We start from the raw sequence: 22,557 nt of genomic DNA on the forward strand, positions 1-22,557 counted from the left end.
TTACGGCTCCCTGGGGGCGTCGGGGACGGTCGGGGCGAATGCGGTGTTCTCGGTGCGGCGGACGCTGATCGCGCGGTCGGGAGTGATGCGGACGACGAGGTGGCGGTGCCACCTCTCGTCGTCGCGGTCGGGGCGGTCCTCGCGCCAGTGGCAGCCGCGGGTCTCCTCGCGCTCCAGCGCCGCCGTGGTCAGCACGCGGGCCACGCACAGGAGGTTCGACGTCTCCCAGGACTCGACGCCGGGTTCGGCGGTCTTGACCGAACCCGCCTGATCGTGCACGGCGTTGCGGTGCACCGCGTCAAGCGCGGCGGCGGCGTCGGTGAGACTCTGCGCCGAGCGGAGCACACCCGCGCCCTTCGACATGATCCGCTGGATCTCCGCCCGCTCCTCGGGGGCGATCAGCGGCAGTACGGACGGGCTCTCGGGCGCCGCGGGCGCGTCGGCCGTGCGCGGCGCACGCGAGGCGATGTCGGCGGCGATCCGCTCCGCGAACACCAGGCCCTCCAGCAGGGAGTTGGAGGCCAGCCGGTTCGCGCCGTGAACTCCGGTGCAGGCCACCTCGCCGCAGGCGTACAGCCCCGGGACCGTGGTGCGGCCGTGCAGGTCCGTGCGGACACCGCCGGAGGCGTAGTGGGCGGCCGGGGCGACCGGGATCGGCTCGGTGACCGGGTCGATGCCATGGGCGCGGCAGGCTGCCAGGATCGTCGGGAAGCGCTGCTCCCACATCTCGGCGCCGAAGTGGCGGGCGTCGAGATACATATGGGCCGCGCCCTGTTCCTGCATCCGGCGCATGATGCCCTTGGCGACGATGTCGCGCGGGGCGAGCTCGGCCAGTTCGTGCTGTCCGAGCATGAATCGGGTCCCGGACGCGTCGACGAGATGGGCGCCCTCGCCCCGTACCGCCTCGGAGACCAGGGGCTGCTGGCCCTCGGAGTCCGCGCCGAGGAAGAGCACCGTCGGGTGGAACTGCACGAACTCGATGTCGCTCACCTCGGCCCCTGCGCGCAGCGCGAGCGCGACGCCGTCGCCGGTGGAGACCGCGGGGTTGGTGGTGGCGGAGAAGACCTGGCCCATACCGCCGGTGGCCAGGACCACGGTGGGAGCGTGGACCGCGCCGACGCCGTCGTGCTGGCCCTCGCCCATGACATGCAGGGTGATGCCGGCCGTACGGCCTGCGGAGTCGGTCAGCAGGTCGAGCACGAGGGCGTTCTCGATGGTGCGGATACCTCCGTCGCGGACCGCCTCGACCAGTGCGCGGGAGATCTCGGCGCCCGTCGCGTCGCCTCCGGCGTGCGCGATACGGCGGCGGTGGTGGCCGCCCTCGCGGGTGAGCTCGATCTCGCCGGCCTCGGAGGTGTCGAAGTGCGCGCCGGTGGCGATCAGCCGGCGGACGGCGTCGGGGCCCTCGGTGACCAGGGTGCGGACCGCCTCCTCGTCGCACAGGCCCGCGCCGGCGACCAGGGTGTCGTCCAGATGCTGCTCGGGGGTGTCGCCCTCGCCCAGCGCTGCGGCGATGCCGCCCTGCGCCCAGCGCGTGGAGCCGTCGTCCAGGCGCGCCTTGGTCACCACGACCGTGCTGAGCCCGGCGGCGGCACAGCGCAGCGCCGCGGTCAGTCCGGCGACGCCGGAGCCGACCACCACGACCTCGGCGTCGATGGCCCAGCCGGGGGCGGGGGCGTTCAGCCGTATTCCGGTCACTGGGGCGCTCCGAAGGTCAGGGGAATGTTGTCGATCAGCCGGGTGGTGCCGACGCGGGCGGCGACAGCGAGGACCGCCTCGCCCGTGTGGTCGTCGGGGGCCTCGGTGAAGTCGGCGGGGTCGATGAGTGCCAGGTAGTCCAGGTCCAGCGGCGGGGTGGCGCGGGCCGCTTCGTCGAGGACGGCGCGGGCGGCTGCCCGTACGGCGTCGGCGCCGCCGGGGCCCGCCTGCGCCACGGCGTGCGCGTCGGCCGCGGCGCGGGCCTCGCCCAGCTTGGACAGGGCGGCGGCACGCGACTGCGACGCGGGCAGCGACGCGGCACGCGCGCGCAGCGCCTGCTGGGCCGAGAGCCGGTCGCGGGCCGCGAACAGCGCGCCGGACAGTGCGAGGGCGGTGCGGCGCTCGGCGGCCGAGAGGTAGCGGTTGCGGCTGGAGAGCGCGAGGCCGTCCGGCTCCCGGACGGTGGGCACGCCGATGATGTCGACGGGGAAGTTCAGATCGCGGGCCATCCGACGGATCAGGGCGAGCTGCTGGGCGTCCTTCTGGCCGAAGAAGGCGACGTCGGGGCGGGTGAGGTTGAGCAGCTTGGCGACGACGGTGAGCATGCCGTCGAAGTGGCCGGGGCGGATCTCGCCTTCGAGGCGGCTGCCCATGGGGCCCGCGCTGATGGTGACCTGCGGTGCGCCACCCGGGTAGACCCCGTCGACGGAGGGGGCGAACACCACGTCGGCACCGGCCGCTTCGGCCGTCTTGAGGTCGGCGTCGAGGGTGCGGGGATAGCGGTCGAGGTCCTCGCCCGCGCCGAACTGCAGCGGGTTGACGAAGACCGTGACGATGACGAAGCCCTCGCCGCCGACGTGCTCGCGGGCGGTACGGATCAAGGTGGCGTGGCCCTCGTGCAGGGCGCCCATCGTCATGACGACGGCGGTGCGGCCGGGGGCCGCCGCTCGGTCGCCCGTGCCTGCCCGGTGGTTGCCGGGGGCGGCCTGCTGGTCGCCGGTACCCGCCCTCCGGCCGAGGACGCGGGTCAGATCGTCCCGGGTCGGTACGAGTTCGAATGCGCGGCTCATCGCTGGTCCCCCTCCGCGAGAACGCCGAGCAGATCCTCCGCGAGCTCCGGCTTGAGCAGGCCGTGGGCAAGGGCCCGGTCGGCGGTGGTGCGGGCCATCGCCAGATAGCCGGCGACGGTGCCGGGGGCGTGCTTGCGCAGCTCCGCGACATGGGCGGCCACGGTGCCCGCGTCGCCGCGGGCGACCGGGCCCGTCAGGGCCGCGTCTCCCGACCTGAGGGCGTTGTCGAGCGCGGCGCCGAGCAGCGGGCCGAGCATCCGGTCCGGTGCGGCGACACCTGCCTTGCGCAGCAGCTCCATCGACTGGGCGACCAGTGTGACCAGGTGGTTCGCGCCGAGGGCGAGCGCCGCGTGGTAGAGCGGGCGGGCGTCCTCCTCGATCCACTCGGGCTCGCCGCCCATCTCGATGACGAGCGCCTCGGCGGCCAGCCTCAGCTCGTCGGGTGCGGTGACCCCGAAGGAGCAGCCCGCCAGCCGCTGGACGTCGACGCTCGTCCCCGTGAAGGTCATCGCGGGGTGCAGGGCGAGCGGCAGCGCGCCGGCGCGCAGAGCGGGATCGAGCACCTTCGCGCCGTACCGCCCGGAGGTGTGCACCAGCAACTGGCCCGGGCGCACCGCGCCGGTGTCGACGAGGCCGTCGACGAGCGCGGGCAAGGCGTCGTCCGGGACGGTCAGCAGGACGAGGTCGGCGCGGGCGAGGACCTCGGTGGGCGGCACGAGGGGGACGTCGGGCAGGAGCGCGGCGGCCCGGCGGACGGACGCGTCCGAGACGCCGGAGACGGCGACGGGGCGGTGCCCCGCGAGCTGCAGCGATGCCGCGAGAGCCGGACCGACACGGCCCGCTCCGACAACGCCGATGCTCAGGCGGGCGGGGCGGTCCCGCGGGTCGAGCGGTTCCTGTGGTGCTGTGGCATTCACGCGGCGGGGCCTTCCGTTCCAGTCCGCGGGGGGTACCGGACGATTTCTGGTCATGCTACGCCAGCGCGTATCTCGCCCATTCCCGTTCCCGTCCGTTCGTATCCCGCCGCCCACAGCCTGTTTGTCCACAGGCTGTGGGTGATGATCGGGGCATGGCTGAACTGAGCGAGCACGACGAGCGGCGGCGCAGGCTGGCGGCCTGGCGGGCCTGTGACCGGGTGCTGTGGCGGGCGTCCGCGGACCGTCGCATCGGCGAGCGGCTGACGGCGCTGACGGCGGACGCGGGGACGGTCTGGAACCTGGACGAATGGACCGACGTGTACGGCAACGGGGTCGTCGCCGAGCTGGAGCAGCGGGTGGCAGGACTGCTCGGCTTCCCGGCGGCGGTGTACTTCCCGACCGGGACGATGGCCCAGCAGGTGGCGCTGCGGAGCTGGGCGGGACGCACGGGGAACGCGACGGTCGCCCTGCATCCGATGGCACATCCGCAGGTGCACGAACGGGGTGCGTTCGCCGCGGTGAGCGGGCTGCGTACGGTCCACCCCACGAGTGAGCCCCGGCAGCCGACCGCTGACGACGTCCGGGACTTCGAGGAGCCCTTCGGGGCGCTCATGCTGGAACTGCCCCTGCGGGACGCGGGCTTCGTGCTGCCGGAGTGGGACGAGCTGGTGGCGGTGGTGGACGCGGCCAGGTCACGCGACGCGGTGGTGCACTTCGACGGGGCGCGCCTGTGGGAGTGCGTCTCGCACTTCGGCCGCCCGCTGGACGAGATCGCGTCGCTCGCGGACAGCGTGTACGTGTCGTTCTACAAGTCGCTCGACGCGCTGTCGGGAGCGGCGCTGGCGGGGCCCGTGGACCTGATGGACGAGGCCCGCGCCTGGCGCCACCGGTACGGCGGAATGCTCTTCCAGCAGTACCCGGCGGCACTGTCGGCCCTGGTGGGTCTGGAGAGGGAGCTGCCGCGGCTGCCGTCGTACGTGGCCCACGCGAAGACCGTCGCGTCGGGGCTGCGGGAGGGCCTGGCGGCCTCGGGCCTCCCGTGGTTCCGCGTCCACCCGCGCGAGCCCCAGACCCACCAGTTCCAGGTCTGGCTCGCGGGCGACGCGGAGGCTCTGGACGAGGCGGCGCTGAGCCAGGCGGAGGAGACGGGAGTGACGTTGTTCCGCCGCTGGTTCACGGACCGGTGCCCGCCGGGGATCGCGGTGACCGAGGTGACAGTAGGGGCGGAGGGGCTGGAGTGGACGGAGGAAGACGTGGTGGAGGCGGTGGGGGAATTCGTGCGGAGGGTGGGGTAGGGGCGCGAGCGTCGGCGCGACGCCCCCGGCCGGTCCCCGAGCCCGACGACCGTTCCCCGGCCGGGAACCGGCGTCTTCCGGTGAAAACCCCCACCGCCCCACCGCCTCCACCACGTCTTCCTCCGCCCCACCGCCACCTCGGTCACCGGCGTCCCGCTGCCTTCCCCGCGCCGGGCCGCCCCGGAAGCCGTCGCGTCAGGGCCCCGCGGAGACGGCCATGGACCGGGCGGGACAGGAGCAGACGGCGCAGCAGGTGGCGGTCGCGGATCTCCCGGACCACCTGCCAGTCGTGCAGGCCGGGCTGCGGCGGAGACTGGTCGCCGCGCCGGGACGCGCGGTAGTTGTCGAGCATGTACTGATGCATGGCGTTCATGCCTTCACGCTGCGCCGGACTCCGCAGCCCCGTCCCGCCGATTGACGAGCGCCGTCAACCGGCGCGGGTGACACGTCCGCACCCCGCACCATGGAGGGCGTGAGCGTGAGCATCGACATCGCCGGGCTGGCCCCCGAACGCATCGTCTTCGAGATTTCCCCACTCGCCGAGCTGGGCGTGGCGCTGCATGCGCTCGCCGAGCCCGCGCACCATCCCGGTCTGCACGGCTGGGCGACGGCCACCGCCGCCGGACTCAAGCCCGATCTCGCCGACCGGCTGCACGAGGCCGACTTCCTGTGGCGGTCGGCGTTCTCGGACGTGTTCATGCCGTTCGCCGGGCTGCCTGCCTCCGCCGGCGGGCAGCCCGGCGGCAGGACCGGCGCGACCCTCGGCGAAGATCTGGACCTGCTCGACCGGCTCGACGACGAGCGATTCGTCTCGGCCGCGCTGGAGTTCACCTGCGCCAGTACGTACGGGATCGGCGCGCCATCCGCCCTCACCGACCCCGTCCGCCGCGAGCGAGCGCTCGAACTGGCCGCCACCCGCGGCCCCAAGCAGCTCGACTTCACCCGGCGGCTCCTCAACGACCCCGCGTCCGTGCGGGCTTGGGTGCGCCGACTCTTCGAGGACTGCGACCAGGCGTTCTTCGCCGACACCTGGCGCCGGGTGTCCACCCAGCTCGCCGCCGACGCCCGCCACAAGACGGATGTGCTGCGCCGCAAGGGCCTCGCCGAGGCGCTGCACGCCGTCTCGCCCGCCCTGGCGCTGGACGAGGACGGCACCCGTATCAGCGCGGACAAGCTCGCCGATGGACGTACCACCGCCGTCGATCCCGATGTCGGCGCGGGCCTCTCCCTCGTCCCGTCCAGCTTCGGCTGGCCGCATCTGATGGTGCTCCACGCGCCCGGCTGGCGGCCGGTGATCCACTACCCGGTGGGCTCTCCCTCCCTGCCGGGCCCCGCCCCCGTCGAGCTGCTGAAGCTGCGGATGGAGGCACTGGCCCACCCCATGCGCATGCGCCTGTGCCGCAACCTCGCCCGCGCCCCGTACACGACGAGCGAGCTGGCGGACGCGTTCGGCATCACCGCTCCCGAGGTGTCGCGCCACCTCTCCGTGCTCAAGAAGGCGGGACTGATCTCCACCCGCCGCCGCGGCCGGTACGTCCTGCACCAGCTGGACGTCAGTGCCGTCGCCCGCCTCGGCAGCGACTTCCTGGAGACGGTTCTGCGCTAGGGCCCCGTCTCGTGGATCAGGCCGGACTGCTGGAGCGCAGGGGCCAGGTCCCGCACCTTGTACACACCCTGCCGCCGGGCCGGCAGGTGGCTGGACGTCCCCGCACAGCGGCAAGCGGCATCCGGTGCGGACCGGAGCCGACATGTTCGGGGCCGCATATCTTGCTCCCCGGCAGCCGGCGCTTCAGCTCGGGCGCGGCCGGGCCCCGCCGCCCCCGAAGGGGCCGTTGATCCAGAGCGGCACCGGTCAGTTCGCCGCTCCACCACCGGCCCGCACCAGTCCGGTCTCGTACGCCAGGACCACCACCTGCACCCGGTCCCGCAGGCCCAGCTTGGTGAGGATGCGGCCCACATGGGTCTTGACCGTTGCCTCGGAAAGGACCAGGCGCGCGGCGATCTCACCGTTCGACAGGCCCTGCGCGACCAGCAGCATCACCTCGCGCTCCCGCTCGGTGAGCCGCTCGATCTCCTTGTGCTGGGGTTCGCTGACACTGCTCGGCAGCATCGCCGAGAAGCGGTCGAGCAGCCGGCGCGTGGTGGAAGGGGCGACGACGGCATCACCACTGTGCACCGAGCGGATCGCGCCGAGCAGCTCGGCGGGCGGCACGTCCTTGAGCATGAATCCGCTGGCGCCCGCCTTCAGGCCGGAGAAGGCGTACTCGTCCAGGTCGAAGGTGGTCAGGATCAGCACTTTCGGCGCGTTCGGCTCGGCGCAGATCCTGCGCGTGGCCTCCACACCGTCGAGACGTGGCATTCGCACGTCCATCAGGACCACGTCCACAGCCGTGGAGCGGAGGTTCTCGATCGCCTCGGCTCCGTCGCCCGCCTCCGCGACGACCTCCATGTCCGGCTGGGCGGCGAGCACCATGCGGAACCCGGTGCGCAGCAGCACCTGATCGTCGACGAGCATCACACGGATCGACATGTCAGTCGGTTCCTCGGTCTCTAGTGAGCGGGCTTGAGGGGAAGAAGGGCGCTGATCCGGAATCCGCCGCCGGGCCGCGGCCCCGCGTCGAGCGTGCCGCCGACCATACCGACGCGCTCGCGCATCCCGATCAGACCGTGGCCCTTTCCGTCGGCGCCGCCGTCCTCGTACAGCTCGTGCGACGCGCCACGGCCGTCATCCTCGACCAGGAGGCCGAGGCCGTCGTCGAAGTAGACCAGCCGCACACTGGCGCCGACCTCGGGACCGCCGTGCTTACGGGCATTGGTCAGGGCCTCCTGCACGATGCGGTACGCGGTGAGCTCGACGCCGCTCGGCAGCGGCCGGGGCGTCCCCTCGATCCGGAAGTCCACGGTCAGGCCCGCACGGCGCACCTGCTCGACCAGGTCCTCGATCTGCTGCACATCGGGCTGCGGGACGTACTCCCCGCTCTCCGGGGCGTCGCCGGTGCGCAGGACGCCGAGCAGCCTGCGCATCTCCGCGAGCGCCTGACGGCCGGTGGTGGAAATGGTCTGAAGCGCCTGCTTGGCCTGGTCGGGCGCGGCATCCAGGACATAAGCGGCGCCGTCCGCCTGCACCACCATCACCGAGACGTTGTGCGCGACGACGTCATGGAGCTCGCGAGCGATCCGGGCGCGCTCGGCCGCGACCGCGACCTTCGCCTGCGCCTCGCGCTCCCTCTCCAGCCGGGAGGCCCGCTCCTCCAGCTGGGCGAAGTACGCCCTGCGTGTGCGTATGGAGTCGCCGAGCACCCAGGCGAGGGCGAACGGCACGCTGAGAACGATCGCGAGGAAGATCCTGCCGCCGGGTCCGGAGCTCGCCTCCGGCCACCGCCACTGCGCCAGGCTGGCCGCGCACAGCCCGCCGACCAGGGCGAAGCGGGACGCCCAGCGGGGGCCGTCATGGGCTGCGACGGTGTAGATGATCACCAGCATGGCGAAGTCGCCCGGGTTGACCGGGATGTCGAGCGCCAGTTGGGCCACACCCAGCGCCGCCGCGAGGATCAGCATCTTCTCGGGCATACGGCGGCGCAGCGCCACGACCAGACTCAGCAGCAGCACGATCAAGGCCGCGATCCACCGGGTCCCGACCCCGTCGGGAACCGACACCGTCCACAGCAGAGCGAAGCCGAACAGCACGACAGCCCAGAAGGTGTCGACGCCCGTCGGGTGTCTGCGGATGAAGTCATAGAGGCGCTGCACGTAACCCAGCGTAGGGACACGCGAAAGGTGCAGGGGTCAACCGAAGGGGCGATCCGGTGGGCGGAACCGTACTCCGCAAGGTGGAGACTGGGGCCCGTGGTGGATGAGACCAGTCAGTGGCGCGGTTGGCGGGATGCTGTGGAGACCGCGCTGTACGGGCCGGAGGGCTTCTACCTGCGGCCCGAGGGACCGGCGGGGCACTTCCGTACGTCGGTGCACGCCTCGCCCCTCTTCGCGGCGGCGATCGCACACCTCCTGCGGACGACGGCCGCGTCGTACACGCTGGAGGAGGTGGCACTCGTGGACATGGGGGCGGGCCGCGGCGAACTCCTCACCGGCGTACTGGCCGCCCTCCCGCCGGGCTTCCCGGTCCGTCCGTACGCCGTCGAACGCGCCCGGCGGCCCGCGGGCCTGGATCCGCGCATCGAGTGGGCCGCCGAGCCCCCCGTGGGCGTGAGCGGGCTGCTGTTCGCCAACGAGTGGCTGGACAACGTCCCGGTGGACGTCGTCGAGGTGGACCCCGAAGGGGTGGCGCGCCATGTCCTCGTCGCGCCCGACGGCACCGAGCTCCTGGGCGCCCCCGTCACGGGGGCGGACGAGCGGTGGCTGGCGCGTTGGTGGCCGCTGAAGGAGCCGGGCTCGCGGGCGGAGATCGGCCGCCCGCGCGACGAGGCGTGGGCCGCTGCTGTCGGCACCCTGGACGCGGGCCTCGCCGTGGCGGTGGACTACGCACACACCCGGGAGGCCCGCCCGCCTTTCGGCACACTGACCGGCTTCCGAGCAGGCCGGGAGGTGCGCCCGGTCCCGGACGGCGGCTGCGACATCACCGCGCATGTGGCGCTCGACGCCTGCGCGCTGCCGGGCGCGGAACTGACCACTCAGCGGGAGGCACTGCGTGACCTGGGGGTTCGGGGCGAGCGGCCCCCACTGTCACTGGCCTCGACGGACCCGGCGGCCTACATCCGCGCCCTCTCCTCGGCGGGCGAGGCGGCGGAACTGACGGCTCGGGGCGGCCTGGGCGACTTCGGCTGGCTGATCCAGCGGGTTCCGCGCAGGGCGACATCAGGTCCGGCAACGGGTCGAGGGCCCTCGAACTCCTCGGCCCGTCCCGTGACCGAGGAGCACGGGCCGGGCTCCGGCCCGAACCGGGAGCCGGCCTCAGCCCCGAACCGGGAGCCGGGGCAGGGCCCCGGCCACGGATGTCACGAGGGATACTGGCGCGCATGACGGAGACGACGGTCGGCATCGGCGGCGCAGCGGAAAGCACCGACATGGTGCTCAACATCGGCCCCCAGCACCCCTCCACCCACGGCGTCCTCCGCCTCCGTCTCATCCTGGACGGCGAACGCATCCAGCACGCCGAGCCGGTCATCGGCTATATGCACCGCGGTGCCGAGAAACTCTTCGAGGCCCGCGACTACCGCCAGATCGTGATGCTGGCCAACCGCCACGACTGGCTCTCGGCCTTCTCCAACGAGCTCGGCGTCGTCATGGCCGTGGAGCGGATGCTCGGCATGGAGGTCCCGGAGCGCGCGGTGTGGACGCGTACGCTCCTCGCCGAGCTCAACCGGGTACTGAACCACCTGATGTTCCTTGGGTCGTACCCCCTCGAACTGGGCGGTATCACCCCGATCTTCCACGCCTTCCGTGAGCGCGAAGACCTCCAGCACGTCATGGAGGAGGTGTCCGGCGGCCGGATGCACTACATGTTCAACCGGGTCGGCGGTCTCAAGGAGGACCTCCCGGCCGGCTGGCTCGGCAGGGCCCGGCACGCGGTCGCCGAGCTCCGCTCGCGGATGGACGTGTACGACCGGCTCGTGCTCGGCAACGAGATCTTCCGCGGACGCACACGCGACGTGGGCGTTCTCTCGGCGGAGGCGGTGCACGCGTACGGCGTGAGCGGCCCCATCGCCCGCGCCTCCGGCGTCGACTTCGACCTGCGGCGCGACGAGCCCTATCTGGCCTACGGGCAGCTGCAGGACACCCTCAAGGTGGTCACCCGGGAAGAGGGCGACTGCCTGGCCCGCTTCGAGGTGCTTCTGGAGCAGACGCACAACGCGCTGGAGCTCGCGGACGCCTGCCTCGACCGGATCGCCGAGCTGCCGCCGGGGCCGATCAACCAGCGGCTGCCGAAGGTGCTGAAGGCCCCCGAGGGCCACACCTACGCCTGGACCGAGAACCCTCTCGGCATCAACGGCTACTACCTGGTCTCCAAGGGCGAGAAAACCCCGTACCGGCTGAAGCTGCGCTCGGCGTCGTTCAACAACATCCAGGCGCTGACGGTGCTGCTTCCGGGCACGCTGGTCGCCGACATGGTGGCGATCCTCGGATCCCTGTTCTTCGTCGTCGGCGACATCGACAAGTAGAGCCCGGCCCGGTCACGGAACGGGCTCAGGAACCCGAGAGGTCAGGAGCTGACGGCGTTGCGCAGCTCGCCCACGTCGAACTGCTCCGTCTCGTCGTGCTCGGTCAGGTCGATGACCTTGCCGGCCGGGCGTTCCTCGGCCGTAAGCTCCTCGGTCTCGGCCAGCGCTTCCTCGGTCTCGGCCAGCGCCTCGCCGGCCTCGGCCGTAAGCTCCTCGGCCTCGGCCAGCGCTTCCTCGCCCACCACATCGGCGAGATCCGCCTTCTGCGCGGCCTCGATCGCCTTCCGCCGGCCGCCTTCGCCGCCCTCGTCGTGCGTGCCGAAGAAGTCGAAGCCGCCCTCGGGGCGCCTCGCGGGGCGGCGCTGCGGCCCGTAGGGAACGATCGCGGCCGCTGCAGGGACGGGACGCCTGGCGGGGACGGCGGACGACGGACGGCTGTGCTGCTCGCCACCGGCGACCGCCGCGTGCTTCCCCTTCGGCTCGTCCCCCTCACGGGCCCGCTCCGCCAGATCGCGGGCGCGAGCCTCTTCGACGGTTCGTTTCGCCTCCTGCGCGGCGGCGTTGCGCGAGAGGTCGTCCAGCGCCTTGTTGGCGCGCAGGAACGTCGCCGGGCTGGGCGTGGCGCCTGCCGGGGGCAGCGCCCTGACCGGGGAGGCAGCCTCCAGCGCGAGCTGGCGACGGTCCTCGAGCACGCCGGCCCGCTCGGTCTCGGCCGTGGCGTACCGGCGCAGCAGCGCGGCATGCTCTCCGCGCAGCCCGGCCAGCTCGACGCGTTTGGCGCGCAGCCTGGCATCGAGTTTGGCGCGCAGTTCGCGTGACTCCTCGATGTCGTTCTCGAGCTCGGCGATGCGTTCCTCGGTCTTCCAGGCGTCGCTGGCACGGCCGCGGGTGAGCTCCGCTACGCGGCGCCCGGCGGCCCGGTCCCAACTGCGCATCAAGACCGCGCCGGTGACAGCCGCGGCGGTCGCCGCGGTGACCAGCGTACGGAGCATGACGGGCTCCGTCAGAAACCACGCGCCGGCGGCACACAGCACCGACGCTCCGGCGACCGCGGAAGGCGGCAGCAGCCTGTGAAGGGGCGGGGAATGACGGTGGCGTCCACGTGGCATGGCCTGAAATTTACCGTGCGTAGACGCCAAATGGGGGTGTCGGCCCGGCAAATCTCTCGTTCAAGAACGCCGGGCCGCTCGACCTCCCCTTCCCGGACCGCTCCACCTCCCCTTCCCGGGCCGGCCTTCGCCCCTTCCCGGGCCGGCCTTCGCCCCTTCCCCGGGGGGCTTTGCCTACTTCTTGAGCAGGCCCTTCGACTCCAGATAGGCCTTCGCCGCGTCCTCGGGCTTCGCACGCTCGGCGTCCACCTTGCGGTTCAGCTCCGCAAGATCCTCGGTGGTCAGCACCTTGGTGAGCCTGGCGAGGGCGTCGGCTATCTCCGGGGAACCCGCGTCCTTGGCATTGACCACCGGCAGGACGTTGTCGGCGTTCTGGAGCTTCTTGTCGTCCTCCAGGAAGACAAGACCGTCCAGGACGGCGTCCGTGGTCGTGGTCAGCACCAGTTGGTCGGCGCCGTCCTTGACCGCCTGCTTGGACTGCGGGGTGCCCACGCCCTTGGGGTCGATGCCGGCGACGTCTATGCCGTACGTCTTCTTCAGACCGGGTGCGCAGAACGGCCGCACCTCGCACTCGTCGCCCGCCGCGATCTTCACCTTGAGCTTGGACTTCCCAAGATCGGACAGCGTCTTGAGCTTGTTCTTCTCGGCGAATTCCTTGCTGACCGCGAAGGCGTTCTGGTCGACGGCCGCGCCGGCCGGAAGCACCTTCAGCCCGCGCGGCTCGGCGAGCTTCGTGAGGCCCGCGACAGTGGCGGTGACATCGCCGGACGCGACCGGCTTCTCCTCGGGCGCCTTCGGCCCGTTCACCTTCGCGTTCAGGAATTCGGCAATCGTCGCCGCGTATTCCGGTACGACGTCGATCTCGCCCTTCTCCAGGGAAGGTTCGTACAGCTCGCGGTTCTTCACCGTGGTGATCGACGTCTTGTATCCGGCGTCACCGAGAATCTGCGCGTACAGCTCGGCGAGCACCTTGGATTCGGTGAAGGCCGCCGCGCCCACAACGAGGGTGCCCTTCTTTCCCGACCCTCCGGCCGCGTCCGAGCCGCCCTTCTCCTTCTCCAGGCTGTCGCCGCCGCAGGCGGCGAGAGAACCCGTCAGGGCCACCACACCGAGTACCGCTCCCGCGATGCGCGAGGTCTTGCTCATCAGGTTCTCCGTCCACAACAAGGATCAAAGGGTCGATAGAGGGGTTACAAGGGATATATGGGCTTAAATGGTTCGGTTGTGAGTCGATGCCTTCACCGGGACGGCACGGCCGTCCCGCGGAGGGGGTTCAGCAGCCGGTCGGCCGCGACCAGCACGCCTTCCACGACCAGCGCGAGGAGCGCGGCGAGCAGAGCGCCCGCCACCACCTGCGGGGTGTTGTACGTGTTGAAGCCCGCGGTGATGATCCGGCCCAGTCCGCCCTGGCCCACCATCGAGGCGATGGTGGCCGTGGCCACCACCTGCACGGCGGCCGACCTGAGCCCCGTCATCAGCAGCGGGTAGGCGAGGGGCAGTTCGACACGGTAAAAGAGCTGGCCGCCCGACATCCCCATCCCCCGCGCGGCCTCCACCACCGCACGGTCCACCTCCCGCATGCCGACATAGGCGTTGGTCAGCAGCGGCGGAACGGCGAACAGCACCAGCGCGATGATGGTCGGCAGATAGCCTGCACTGCGCAGCGGAGTGAGCATGAAGAGGGCGAGGACCGCGAAGACGGGGATCGCCCGGCCGGCGTTGGAGACATTGACGGCGAGCGCGCCCCCCTTGCCGAGATGCCCCAGCCACAGCGCGATCGGCAGCGCGATCGCGCAGGCCAGCGCCAGGGACACCCCGCTCACATACACATGCTCGCCCAGCCGGTGCCAGGCTCCGCTCTCCCCCGACCAGTTGGCGCCCGTCGTGAGCCAGCTCCACGCGTCGGCGAGCACGCCCATCAGCCCGTCACCTCCACCTTCACCGTGCGCGGGCCGCCGCCCGAACCGGCCGTGCCCGTGCCCGGCGTGCCCGTGCCGCCCGTGCCCGAACCGGCCGAGGAGCCGGTCGTGTCCGTGCGCGTCGCATCCGTGCGGTTCGCTCCGGTGCCGCTGCCTATTCGGGTCCACGGCGTCAGCAGACGCTGGAGTCCGAGCAGCAGCAGATCAGCGACGGCGGCCAGCACCACACAGAGAACGGAGGCGGTCAGCACCTGTGCCTTGAAGGTGGTCTGCACCCCGTCGTCGATGAGATTGCCCAGCCCGCCCTTGCCGACCAGCGCACCGACTGTCGTCAGCGCGATCGTCGAGACGGTCGCCATGCGCAGCCCCGCCATCAACGCGGGCAGCGCGAGAGGCAGTTCGACCTCCCACAGCAACCGCCCCGAGCCGTACCCCATCCCCCGCGCGGCTTCCCGCGCCTCGGTGGGCACCGCGTCCAGCCCGGCCATGATGTTCCGGACGAGGATGGTGAGCGAATAGAGCACGAGTCCCGTCACCACCAGCCCGGCCGACAGGCCGAAGACCGGCAGCAGCAGGGAGAACATCGCCAGCGAGGGAATCGTGTAGAGCAGGGTCGTCAGCCCGAGGACCGGGCCCGCGAACCGCGGCTTCGCACGGGCGAGCAGCGCCAGCGGAAACGCGACGGCGAGCCCGATCAGCACGGACACCACGGTGATCCACACATGCTGAACGGTCGCGTCCGTCAACTCCTGGCCGCGGCTGCGGAGGTACTCGCCGCAGATCCAGTCATTGGCCGCCAGACAGCTCTGCGCGGCCAGTTCCGTACTCATGCACCCCCACCTCCCCACCCATGCCGAACGTATGTCTGGCGACCATATCCCTGACCACTGACAATCGCCGAGGGCCGCCACAGTGCAGCAACATGGCCTTCACACAACACCCGTCACAATGGGGAACCATGATCCGATTCGAGCAGGTCAGCAAGCGATACCCGGACGGAACGACGGCGGTCGACAACCTCTCGTTCGAAGTCGCCGAGGGAGAACTGGTCACGCTCGTCGGACCGTCCGGCTGCGGCAAGACCACCACCATGAAGATGGTCAATCGCCTCATCGAGCCGAGCAGCGGCCGGATATTCCTCGACGGCGACGACATATCCGCCATCGACCCCGTCCAACTGCGCCGCCGTATCGGCTATGTGATCCAGCAGGTGGGTCTCTTCCCCCACAAAACGGTCCTGGAGAACACCGCGACCGTTCCCCATCTCCTCGGCTGGAAGCGCGGCAAGGGCCGAAAACGTGCCGCCGAGCTCCTCGATCTGGTCGGCCTCGATCCATCCGTGTACGGCGACCGCTACCCCGAGCAGCTCTCCGGCGGCCAGCGACAGCGCGTCGGCGTCGCCCGTGCGCTGGCGGCCGACCCGCCCGTGCTGCTGATGGACGAGCCGTTCGGCGCGGTCGACCCGGTGGTGCGCGAGCATCTGCAGAGCGAGTTCCTCAGGCTCCAGTCCCAGGTCCGCAAGACCGTGCTCTTCGTCACGCACGACATCGAGGAGGCGGTACGCCTCGGCGATCGCATCGCCGTGTACGGCCAGGGCAGGATCGAGCAGTTCGACGCTCCCGCAGCGGTCCTCGGCACCCCGGCGACGCCGTACGTCGCGGACTTCGTCGGTGCGGACCGCGGGCTCAAGCGGCTCTCGGTCACCCCCATCGAAGAGAGCGATCTGGAGGAGCCGCCCGTCGTACGTCTCGACGACCCGCTGCCGAAGGAGCTCGGCGCGCGCTGGGCCGTCGTCCTGGACGAGTCGGGCGATCTGCACGGCTGGATCTCCGCCGAGCAGGCGCGGCAGAAGGGGCGGGTGCGCGAGCACGCCCGCCGCATGGAGGCATGGCTGCCCGTCGGCGCCTCGCTCAAGCAGGCCTTCGCCACCATGCTCCAACACGACGCGGGCTGGATCGCGGTCATCGACAAGGAGGAGACCGGGCGTTTCCTCGGAGTCCTCACCCCTGCCCGGCTGCACGAGGCGTTGCGGCGATCGATCGACGCGGACGCGCAGGACATTCCCCGTACCGAGGTCGACCTGGAGTCGATCGAGACGGTGAAGACGCTCTGAGCCCTCCGGCCGGCGCCGACGCGGCGCACGGCCGGAGGGGGCGCGCTCCAGGACGCGCTCCAGGACGCGCTTCAGGACGCGCTGAGCCTGCCGCTGATCCACTCCAGGGCCGGCGGAATCTCGCGTCGCCAGGTGTTGAAGTTGTGCCCGCCACTGTCGAGCATGATCGACGAGACGCGCGCGGGCGACTTCACCTTCTTGATGAAACTGAGCGTGTTCTTGAGGTTGCCCTCGCCCGCCTTGGAGCTGGTCACCAGGAACGACGACTTCCCCTGCGCCAGATGGTCCAGGCTCCACAGCAGATTGGCCCGGTTCTTCTCCTTCTTGTCACCGTGGAAGAGGTCGCCGGTCGTCGGATCGTCGGCCGCCTTGTAGTACGCCGAAAGGCCCACGCCCGCACCGAACTGCTCCGGGTGATGCAGCGCGATCTTCAGGGCGCAGTAGCCACCGGTCGAGTTCCCCATGAAGCCCCAGTTCCGGGCCTTGGTCCCGACGCGGTACGTCTCCGAGATCGCCTTCGGCAGGTCCTTGGCGAAGAAGGTCTCGGTCTTCGGTCCGTTGGGTATATCGACGCACTCGGTGTCCCGCGGCGGCGCGACCGTCGGGCGCATCATCACGAGGACCATCGGCTGCATCTTGCCTTCCCGCGCCTGCATGAAGGCCGTCCGCGGGTACTTGAGGCCCTTGAGCAGGTTCTCGGCGGTGCCCGGGTATCCGGTCAGTACGAGAGCCGCGGGAAAGGTACTTTTCGCGTATTTCGGCTGGAAATACTCGGGCGGGAGATAGACATACGCCGGACTGTCGATCCTGGATTTCTCACCCGCCACCACGATCTTCTGTATCTGACCCCCCGTGGACGGGCGGGCGCCGCCCGGGACATCCAGCTTCTTCGTCTCGACGACCTTGATTCTTTCTCCGCCGGCCGAGTGATCCACCACCACTCCCATCTCCTGTTCCTGGCCGAAGAGGTCGGACCAGGAGCCGTAGAAGAGAAAAGAGTTGTTCGCTGCCAGCCCGACCGCAGCGAAGAGCGCGAACTGGGTCGCGAGCAGCAGGCCGATCCTGCCGGTCACCGCCCCCCAGCTGCGGCGCGCCAGCCGCGGCCAGAGCCAGACCGTGACGGCGAACAGCACCGCGGCCACGAGGACGGCCAAGGCCAGAACTTTGTTACTGGTCAGACCCATGAGTCGCGAGCACTTTCTTCCTTGAGAATTTCCCGTGAGTGAGTGAACCCGCCTCCCGAAACTGCCGTCATAGAGAACGCACACGGTCCGAAGCCGCCGTTCGGCGGCCCGCGGCCACAGGATCTCTCGCGAAGTCACGGGAAGCGATGTCTGCAACGGTAGATGGGGACAAATCAGGATTGGTTCCGAATCGGGTACGGCGCGTCATGCGCGGCCCCCGTTCGGAAACAGTCCCTACGCTGGTCGGTACGGCCTGCACACTCGTCGGCCTGATCGACATTGCCGCGGGGGTCTTCCCCCGGTTCCGACACAGCCGCATGCACTCGCTTGCGGAGGTGCTGCCGGGGTCCACCGGGCCCTTCGCCGCGGCGCTCTCGCTCAGCGTCGGCGTACTGCTCCTGCTGCTGGCCCACGGGCTCAAGCGGCACAAGCGCCGCGCGTGGCGGGCCGCGGTCATCCTGCTGCCGGCGGGGGCGGTGGGGCAGTTCGTCTACCGTCACTCGGTCATCGGCGCCCTGGTCTCGCTGGTGCTGCTCACGCTCCTCCTGCGCCACCGGAGTGAATTCGCCGCGCTGCCCGACCCGCGCAGCCGCTGGAAGGCACTCGCAAACTTCATCCTGATGGGCGCGGGCTCCCTGGGTCTCGGCCTCGTCATCGTCAGCGCGCACCCCGGCAGGGTCGTCGGCAACCCCGGCCTGACGGACCGTCTGGAGCACGTCATGTACGGGCTCTTCGGCTTCGAGGGACCCGTCGACTACTCGGACGGCGTGTCCTGGACCGTCGGCTACTCCCTCGGCGCGCTCGGCCTGCTGACCGCCGTCACCACGATCTATCTCGCCTTCCGTCCGGAGCACCCGGCGGCCCGCCTCACCGAGGACGACGAGCTCCGGCTGCGCGACCTGCTGGCCAGGCACGGCCGCCGGGACTCACTGGGGCACTTCGCGCTCCGCCGCGACAAGGCGGTCGTCTTCTCCCCGAGCGGCAAGGCCGCGGTCACCTACCGCGTGGTCTCCGGCGTGATGCTCGCCAGCGGCGACCCGATCGGTGACGTCGAGGCGTGGCCGGGCGCGATCGAGCGCTTCATGGACGAGGCGAAGGCCCACTCCTGGACCCCGGCCGTGATGGGCTGCTCGGAGACCGGCGGCGAGGTCTGGACCCGGGAGACCGGCCTGGACGCGCTGGAGCTCGGCGACGAGGCGGTGGTGGACGTCGCGGATTTCTCGCTCACCGGGCGCGCGATGCGCAACGTGCGTCAGATGGTGAAGCGCATCGAACGCAATGGCTACGAAACCCGGGTGCGGCGCGCACGTGACCTCTCCGACGAGGAGCTCGAGGCCATCCGTCTGGCCGCTGCGGCCTGGCGGGGCACCGACACCGAGCGGGGCTTCTCGATGGCGCTCGGCCGCATAGGCGACCCGGCCGACGGCGACGCGGTCATCGCGACGGCCCACAAGGAGGACCCTGACTCCCCGTACGGCGACCTGAAGGCGATCATCCACTTCGTGCCGTGGGGTACGGACGGAATGTCCCTGGAGCTGATGCGGCGCGACCGCTCGGCCGACCCCGGCATGAACGAACTGCTGATCGTGGCCGCGCTCCAGGCGTCGCCGCAGCTGAAGATCGAGCGCGTCTCGCTGAACTTCGCGATGTTCCGCTCGGCACTGGCCCGTGGCGAGAAGATCGGCGCGGGTCCGGTGCTGCGGATGTGGCGGGGGCTGCTGGTGTTCCTGTCCCGCTGGTTCCAGATCGAGTCGCTGTACAAGTTCAACGCCAAGTTCCAGCCGCGCTGGGAGCCGCGCTTCGTGGTCTTCCGCAACACCAGCGACCTGCCGCGGATCGGCTTCGCGGCGATGCAGGCGGAGGGCTTCGTGAACGTAGCGCTCCCCCGCCTCTTCCCCCGCCGCCGCCCGCCGCGCCAGCCCCGCCCGTGCGCCCACATCGCGCACTCGCCGGAGCACGAGATCCGCGTGGCGTAACGAGGCCCGGGCAGACACGGGGGTGCCCGCGCCCCCGTCATCGGACCGCCGGTGGGTGGGAACCCCCTCCCACCCACCGGCACGACTTCCGGCCCGCTCCTCCCGCCCGCTCCACGGGCCAGGGCGCGATCCAAAAAACAGGCCCTAGGCTGAGCGTATGAGTACGTTGCGCGGACGAGGCACGGCCGACGGTCTGCCGGAGTGGGACCGCTGTGCGGTCATGGGAGTCGTCAATGTGACGCCCGATTCCTTCTCCGACGGCGGTCGCTGGTTCGACACCACCGCCGCGGTCAAGCGCGGCCTCGATCTCGTCGCCGAGGGCGCCGACCTCGTGGACGTCGGCGGCGAGTCCACCCGGCCCGGCGCCAGCCGGGTCGACGAGGCCGAGGAGCTGCGCCGCGTCATCCCCGTCGTACGCGGCCTGTCCTCCGAAGGCGTCGCCGTCTCCGTCGACACCATGCGCGCCTCCGTCGCCGAGCGGGCGGTCGCCGCCGGCGCCCTGCTCGTCAACGATGTCAGCGGCGGCCTCGCCGACCCCCTCATGGTCCCCACCGTCGCCGCCACCGGCGTCCCCTTCGTCGTCATGCACTGGCGCGGCTTCAGCCAGGACATGAACACCCGCGCCCTCTACACCGACGTCGTCGCCGAGGTCGTCGCCGAGCTGCGCCGCCGTATGGACGCCGTCGTGGAGGGTGGCATCGCCCCTGAGCGCATCGTCATCGACCCGGGTCTCGGCTTCGCCAAGCAGGCCGAGCACGACCTGGCCCTCGTCGCCCATCTCGGCGACCTCCGCGCCCTTGGCCGCCCCCTGCTCGTCGCCGCCTCCCGCAAACGGTTTCTCGGCCACGTACTGGCCAAGGAGGGCGCTCCGCCTCCGGCCAGGGAACGGGACGCCGCCACCGCCGCCGTGTCCGCCATCGCGGCACACGAGGGTGCGTGGGCCGTCCGCGTCCACGAGGTGCGCGCCACCGCCGACGCCGTCCGTGTCGCCCGGGCCGTCGAGGGAGCCCGGTGAGCCGTACCGACGTAGAGCTGGTCGAAGAGGCCAACACCACCTTCTACGAGACGATGGAGCGCGGTGACTTCGAGGAGCTCTCCACCCTCTGGCTGGACGAGGGCATCTCCTGCATCCACCCCGGCTGGCCGGTCCTGACCGGCCGCGGCGAGGTGATGCGCTCGTACGCCCTGATCATGGCGAACACCGAGTACATCCAGTTCTTCCTCACCGATGTGAAGGTGAGCCTGTCCGGCGACACCGCCCTGGTGACCTGCACGGAGAACATCCTCAGCGGCGGCCCCGCCGAGGAGGGCGGCGAGCTCGGCCCGCTGGTGGGGCAGCTCGTCGTCGCCACCAATGTGTTCCGTCGCACATCGGACGGTTGGAAGATCTGGTCACATCATGGATCACCCGTTCTGACGGAAAGCGACGAGGAAGAGGACGAGGAGTCCCCCTCGTAAGTGGGTAAGCGCGCCTTGGAGGTTGGAAAACCGGTACCCGGGTAGGGGCGGCTACCAGCCTCTCGGAGGCCCCCCTCCACAGCCCCCGAGGGCGAGCACTGTCGGTGCCCGCAGGTAGATTCGATGGTGGACATGGCGCCGCCCGCACGCGGCGGGTGCCCGCAGGACCAACGACAGCAGGAGTGATTCGCGTGGATCGTGTCGCGCTGCGCGGCCTCAAGGCCCGCGGGCACCATGGCGTCTTCCCTCGGGAGCGCGAAGAGGGCCAGACCTTCATCGTGGACCTGGTGCTCGGCCTCGACACCCGTCCCGCGGCGGCCGGCGACGACCTGGCCAAGACCGTGCACTACGGCGTCGTGGCAGAGGAGGTCGTGGCGGTCGTCGAGGGCGAGCCCGTCGACCTGATCGAGACACTGGCGGAGCGGATCGCCCAGCAGTGCCTCAAGCACGACGGCGTCGAATGGGTCGAGGTGGTCGTGCACAAGCCGGATGCGCCGATCACGGTGCCTTTCGACGACGTGTCCATCACGATCACCCGGAGCCGAGTATGACCGTTTCTTCGTCGTCCTCTTCGAACTGGGCGCAGAGCGACCCGACCGTGCAGCCGGTGCCCGCCTCAGTGGTGGAACAGGTCGACGCGGCGGACATCACGCTCTCCAATCCGAAACGTGCCGTGATCTCCCTCGGGTCCAATCTGGGCAACCGCCTGGAGACGCTCCAGGGTGCCATCGACGCGCTTGAGGACACCCCCGGCCTGCGGGTCAAAGCCGTCTCCCCGGTGTACGAGACGGAGCCGTGGGGCGTCGAACCGGGCAGCCAGCCCTCGTACTTCAACGCGGTGGTCGTGATCAAGACCACGCTCCCGCCCTCGTCCCTGCTGGAGCGCGGCCAGGCCATCGAGGAGGCGTTCGACCGGGTCCGGGAGGAGCGCTGGAGCCCGCGCACGATCGACGTCGACATCGTGACGTACGCCGATGTGGTCTGCGACGACCCGGCGCTGACGCTGCCGCACCCGCGCGCCCACCAGCGCGCGTTTGTGCTCGCGCCGTGGCGCGACGTGGAGCCGGAGGCCCAGCTGCCCGGCCGCGGAGCGGTCGCCCAGCTACTGGAGGGCGTCAGCCAGGAAGGCGTGTTCGCACGCGCCGACCTGGAACTCCGTCTGCCCGAGTAGTCGTTAGGCTCTTCGGACACGCAGGACAGGTGAAGGGCGGCGCTCTCGGTGAAGCAACTACGGCTCGGCGTACTGGCCGGTCTCTTCGCCGCTGCGGGCGTGCTCTCCTGGGGCGCCGCCCGCCTGTGGGAGGCCTTCGGCACCCTGCCGAGCGTGCCGCTGGCCGCACCGATCGTGCTGGCCGCGATCGCCGTGGTCCTCACGGCAACCGCACTCTCCCTCCGCGCCCGCCTGCGCGCCCAGCGCGAACGCCGCCCGGGCGCCAAGGGCGTCGAGCCCCTGATGGCGGCACGCGCGGTGGTCTTCGGCCAGGCGAGTGCGCTGGTCGCGGCCCTGGTCTCGGGGATGTACGGCGGTACGGGCGTCTATCTGCTCGGCTCCCTGGACATCCCGGCCCGCCGGGACCAGGCGATCTACGCCGCCTTCTCGGTGGTGGCGGGTATCGGCGTGATCGCGGCGGCGTTCTTCCTGGAGCGGGTCTGCAAGCTCCCCGAGGACGACGACGAGGGCAAGGGCGCGGCGCACGCGTAG

21 protein-coding genes and 1 pseudogene are annotated in these 22,557 nt (G+C 71.1%); 11 read left to right on the plus strand and 11 right to left on the minus strand.

Annotated features, from left to right (window positions below):
* Genes OG293_RS15145 through OG293_RS15155 form a run of 3 tightly spaced genes read right to left on the minus strand, consistent with a single transcriptional unit; the run spans position 1 to position 3,685 of the window.
* Positions 1-1,698, minus strand: a complete 1,698-nt coding sequence (locus OG293_RS15145; RefSeq protein WP_405999316.1) for an L-aspartate oxidase — start codon at positions 1,696-1,698, stop codon at positions 1-3.
* On the minus strand, positions 1,695-2,768 hold the full coding sequence (gene panC, locus OG293_RS15150) for a pantoate--beta-alanine ligase (protein ID WP_405999317.1): 1,074 nt from the start codon (positions 2,766-2,768) through the stop codon (positions 1,695-1,697). The genes OG293_RS15145 and panC overlap by 4 nt, the downstream gene beginning before the upstream one ends.
* Positions 2,765-3,685, minus strand: a complete 921-nt coding sequence (locus tag OG293_RS15155) for a Rossmann-like and DUF2520 domain-containing protein (RefSeq protein ID WP_405999318.1) — start codon at positions 3,683-3,685, stop codon at positions 2,765-2,767. The genes panC and OG293_RS15155 overlap by 4 nt, the downstream gene beginning before the upstream one ends.
* 152 nt (positions 3,686-3,837) lie before the next feature.
* Between OG293_RS15155 and OG293_RS15160 the strand changes: the two genes are divergently transcribed.
* The gene (locus OG293_RS15160; RefSeq protein WP_405999319.1) at positions 3,838-4,980 is read left to right on the plus strand and encodes a threonine aldolase family protein; all 1,143 of its coding nucleotides are present in this window, start codon (positions 3,838-3,840) and stop codon (positions 4,978-4,980) included.
* A 142-nt stretch (positions 4,981-5,122) separates the two neighbouring features.
* On the opposite strand, the gene OG293_RS15165 is transcribed toward OG293_RS15160, so the two are convergent.
* Positions 5,123-5,353 carry a hypothetical protein gene (locus tag OG293_RS15165; RefSeq protein WP_405999320.1) on the minus strand — a complete coding sequence of 77 codons (231 nt, stop codon included), beginning with the start codon at positions 5,351-5,353 and terminating at the stop codon, positions 5,123-5,125.
* Positions 5,354-5,458: 105 nt separating this feature from the next.
* Here OG293_RS15165 and OG293_RS15170 point away from each other — a divergent pair, with 105 nt between their 5' ends.
* On the plus strand, positions 5,459-6,586 hold the full coding sequence (locus tag OG293_RS15170; RefSeq protein WP_406003602.1) for a DUF5937 family protein: 1,128 nt from the start codon (positions 5,459-5,461) through the stop codon (positions 6,584-6,586).
* A gap of 246 nt (positions 6,587-6,832) precedes the next feature.
* On the opposite strand, the gene OG293_RS15175 is transcribed toward OG293_RS15170, so the two are convergent.
* Entirely contained in the window at positions 6,833-7,510 is a 678-nt protein-coding gene (locus OG293_RS15175; RefSeq protein ID WP_405999321.1) for a response regulator, read from the minus strand.
* Positions 7,511-7,530: 20 nt separating this feature from the next.
* The gene (locus OG293_RS15180) at positions 7,531-8,730 is read right to left on the minus strand and encodes a sensor histidine kinase (protein ID WP_405999322.1); all 1,200 of its coding nucleotides are present in this window, start codon (positions 8,728-8,730) and stop codon (positions 7,531-7,533) included.
* A gap of 96 nt (positions 8,731-8,826) precedes the next feature.
* Between OG293_RS15180 and OG293_RS15185 the strand changes: the two are divergent.
* Both OG293_RS15185 and OG293_RS15190 read left to right on the plus strand, forming a co-directional pair.
* Positions 8,827-9,786 (plus strand): annotated as a pseudogene (locus OG293_RS15185) (SAM-dependent methyltransferase); the annotation flags it as partial.
* Positions 9,787-9,953: 167 nt separating this feature from the next.
* The gene (locus OG293_RS15190; RefSeq protein WP_405999323.1) at positions 9,954-11,096 is read left to right on the plus strand and encodes an NADH-quinone oxidoreductase subunit D; all 1,143 of its coding nucleotides are present in this window, start codon (positions 9,954-9,956) and stop codon (positions 11,094-11,096) included.
* 41 nt (positions 11,097-11,137) lie between these two features.
* Here the strand turns inward: OG293_RS15190 and OG293_RS15195 are convergent, their stop codons facing one another.
* The 4 genes from OG293_RS15195 to OG293_RS15210 all read right to left on the minus strand — a co-directional run bounded on the left by OG293_RS15195 (position 11,138) and on the right by OG293_RS15210 (position 14,942).
* On the minus strand, positions 11,138-12,205 hold the full coding sequence (locus OG293_RS15195; RefSeq protein ID WP_405999324.1) for a hypothetical protein: 1,068 nt from the start codon (positions 12,203-12,205) through the stop codon (positions 11,138-11,140).
* A 174-nt stretch (positions 12,206-12,379) separates the two neighbouring features.
* On the minus strand, positions 12,380-13,351 hold the full coding sequence (locus OG293_RS15200) for an ABC transporter substrate-binding protein (RefSeq protein WP_405999325.1): 972 nt from the start codon (positions 13,349-13,351) through the stop codon (positions 12,380-12,382).
* Between the two features lie 92 nt (positions 13,352-13,443).
* Positions 13,444-14,124: an ABC transporter permease gene (locus OG293_RS15205; RefSeq protein WP_405999326.1), complete on the minus strand. Its 681-nt coding sequence runs from the start codon at positions 14,122-14,124 to the stop codon at positions 13,444-13,446.
* Entirely contained in the window at positions 14,124-14,942 is an 819-nt protein-coding gene (locus tag OG293_RS15210) for an ABC transporter permease (RefSeq protein ID WP_406003603.1), read from the minus strand. The genes OG293_RS15205 and OG293_RS15210 overlap by 1 nt, the downstream gene beginning before the upstream one ends.
* 140 nt (positions 14,943-15,082) lie before the next feature.
* On the opposite strand from OG293_RS15210, the gene OG293_RS15215 reads away from it, so the two are divergent.
* Positions 15,083-16,237 (plus strand): ABC transporter ATP-binding protein, encoded by a 1,155-nt coding sequence (locus tag OG293_RS15215; protein WP_405999327.1) that lies wholly within the window; start codon positions 15,083-15,085, stop codon positions 16,235-16,237.
* Between the two features lie 71 nt (positions 16,238-16,308).
* On the opposite strand, the gene OG293_RS15220 is transcribed toward OG293_RS15215, so the two are convergent.
* Positions 16,309-17,421, minus strand: coding sequence for an alpha/beta hydrolase (locus OG293_RS15220; protein WP_405999328.1), 1,113 nt, complete (start codon positions 17,419-17,421; stop codon positions 16,309-16,311).
* Positions 17,422-17,567: 146 nt separating this feature from the next.
* Between OG293_RS15220 and OG293_RS15225 the strand changes: the two genes are divergently transcribed.
* The 6 genes from OG293_RS15225 to OG293_RS15250 all read left to right on the plus strand — a co-directional run bounded on the left by OG293_RS15225 (position 17,568) and on the right by OG293_RS15250 (position 22,557).
* Entirely contained in the window at positions 17,568-19,397 is a 1,830-nt protein-coding gene (locus tag OG293_RS15225) for a phosphatidylglycerol lysyltransferase domain-containing protein (RefSeq protein ID WP_405999329.1), read from the plus strand.
* A 157-nt stretch (positions 19,398-19,554) separates the two neighbouring features.
* Positions 19,555-20,412, plus strand: a complete 858-nt coding sequence (gene folP / locus OG293_RS15230) for a dihydropteroate synthase (RefSeq protein WP_405999330.1) — start codon at positions 19,555-19,557, stop codon at positions 20,410-20,412.
* Positions 20,409-20,855, plus strand: a complete 447-nt coding sequence (locus OG293_RS15235; RefSeq protein WP_405999331.1) for a nuclear transport factor 2 family protein — start codon at positions 20,409-20,411, stop codon at positions 20,853-20,855. The genes folP and OG293_RS15235 overlap by 4 nt, the downstream gene beginning before the upstream one ends.
* Before the next feature lie 191 nt (positions 20,856-21,046).
* Entirely contained in the window at positions 21,047-21,406 is a 360-nt protein-coding gene (gene folB / locus OG293_RS15240; RefSeq protein ID WP_405999332.1) for a dihydroneopterin aldolase, read from the plus strand.
* Positions 21,403-22,026, plus strand: a complete 624-nt coding sequence (gene folK, locus OG293_RS15245) for a 2-amino-4-hydroxy-6-hydroxymethyldihydropteridine diphosphokinase (protein WP_405999333.1) — start codon at positions 21,403-21,405, stop codon at positions 22,024-22,026. Before folB ends, folK begins: the two co-directional genes overlap by 4 nt.
* Before the next feature lie 48 nt (positions 22,027-22,074).
* On the plus strand, positions 22,075-22,557 hold the full coding sequence (locus OG293_RS15250) for a DUF3180 domain-containing protein (RefSeq protein ID WP_405999334.1): 483 nt from the start codon (positions 22,075-22,077) through the stop codon (positions 22,555-22,557).

The organism is Streptomyces sp. NBC_00829, assembly GCF_045161795.1.
Lineage (GTDB): Bacteria > Actinomycetota > Actinomycetes > Streptomycetales > Streptomycetaceae > Streptomyces.

Coding starts and splice junctions, on each gene's coding strand:
- OG293_RS15190 (WP_405999323.1), top strand. CDS start 9,954: ATGACGGAGACGACGGTCGGCATCGGCGGCGCAGCGGAAAGCACCGAC.
- folK (WP_405999333.1), top strand. CDS start 21,403: ATGACCGTTTCTTCGTCGTCCTCTTCGAACTGGGCGCAGAGCGACCCG.
- folP (WP_405999330.1), top strand. CDS start 19,555: ATGAGTACGTTGCGCGGACGAGGCACGGCCGACGGTCTGCCGGAGTGG.
- OG293_RS15195 (WP_405999324.1), bottom strand. CDS start 12,205: ATGCCACGTGGACGCCACCGTCATTCCCCGCCCCTTCACAGGCTGCTG.
- OG293_RS15160 (WP_405999319.1), top strand. CDS start 3,838: ATGGCTGAACTGAGCGAGCACGACGAGCGGCGGCGCAGGCTGGCGGCC.
- OG293_RS15215 (WP_405999327.1), top strand. CDS start 15,083: ATGATCCGATTCGAGCAGGTCAGCAAGCGATACCCGGACGGAACGACG.
- OG293_RS15165 (WP_405999320.1), bottom strand. CDS start 5,353: ATGAACGCCATGCATCAGTACATGCTCGACAACTACCGCGCGTCCCGG.
- panC (WP_405999317.1), bottom strand. CDS start 2,768: ATGAGCCGCGCATTCGAACTCGTACCGACCCGGGACGATCTGACCCGC.
- OG293_RS15205 (WP_405999326.1), bottom strand. CDS start 14,124: ATGGGCGTGCTCGCCGACGCGTGGAGCTGGCTCACGACGGGCGCCAAC.
- OG293_RS15175 (WP_405999321.1), bottom strand. CDS start 7,510: ATGTCGATCCGTGTGATGCTCGTCGACGATCAGGTGCTGCTGCGCACC.
- OG293_RS15225 (WP_405999329.1), top strand. CDS start 17,568: ATGTCTGCAACGGTAGATGGGGACAAATCAGGATTGGTTCCGAATCGG.
- OG293_RS15220 (WP_405999328.1), bottom strand. CDS start 17,421: ATGGGTCTGACCAGTAACAAAGTTCTGGCCTTGGCCGTCCTCGTGGCC.
- OG293_RS15200 (WP_405999325.1), bottom strand. CDS start 13,351: ATGAGCAAGACCTCGCGCATCGCGGGAGCGGTACTCGGTGTGGTGGCC.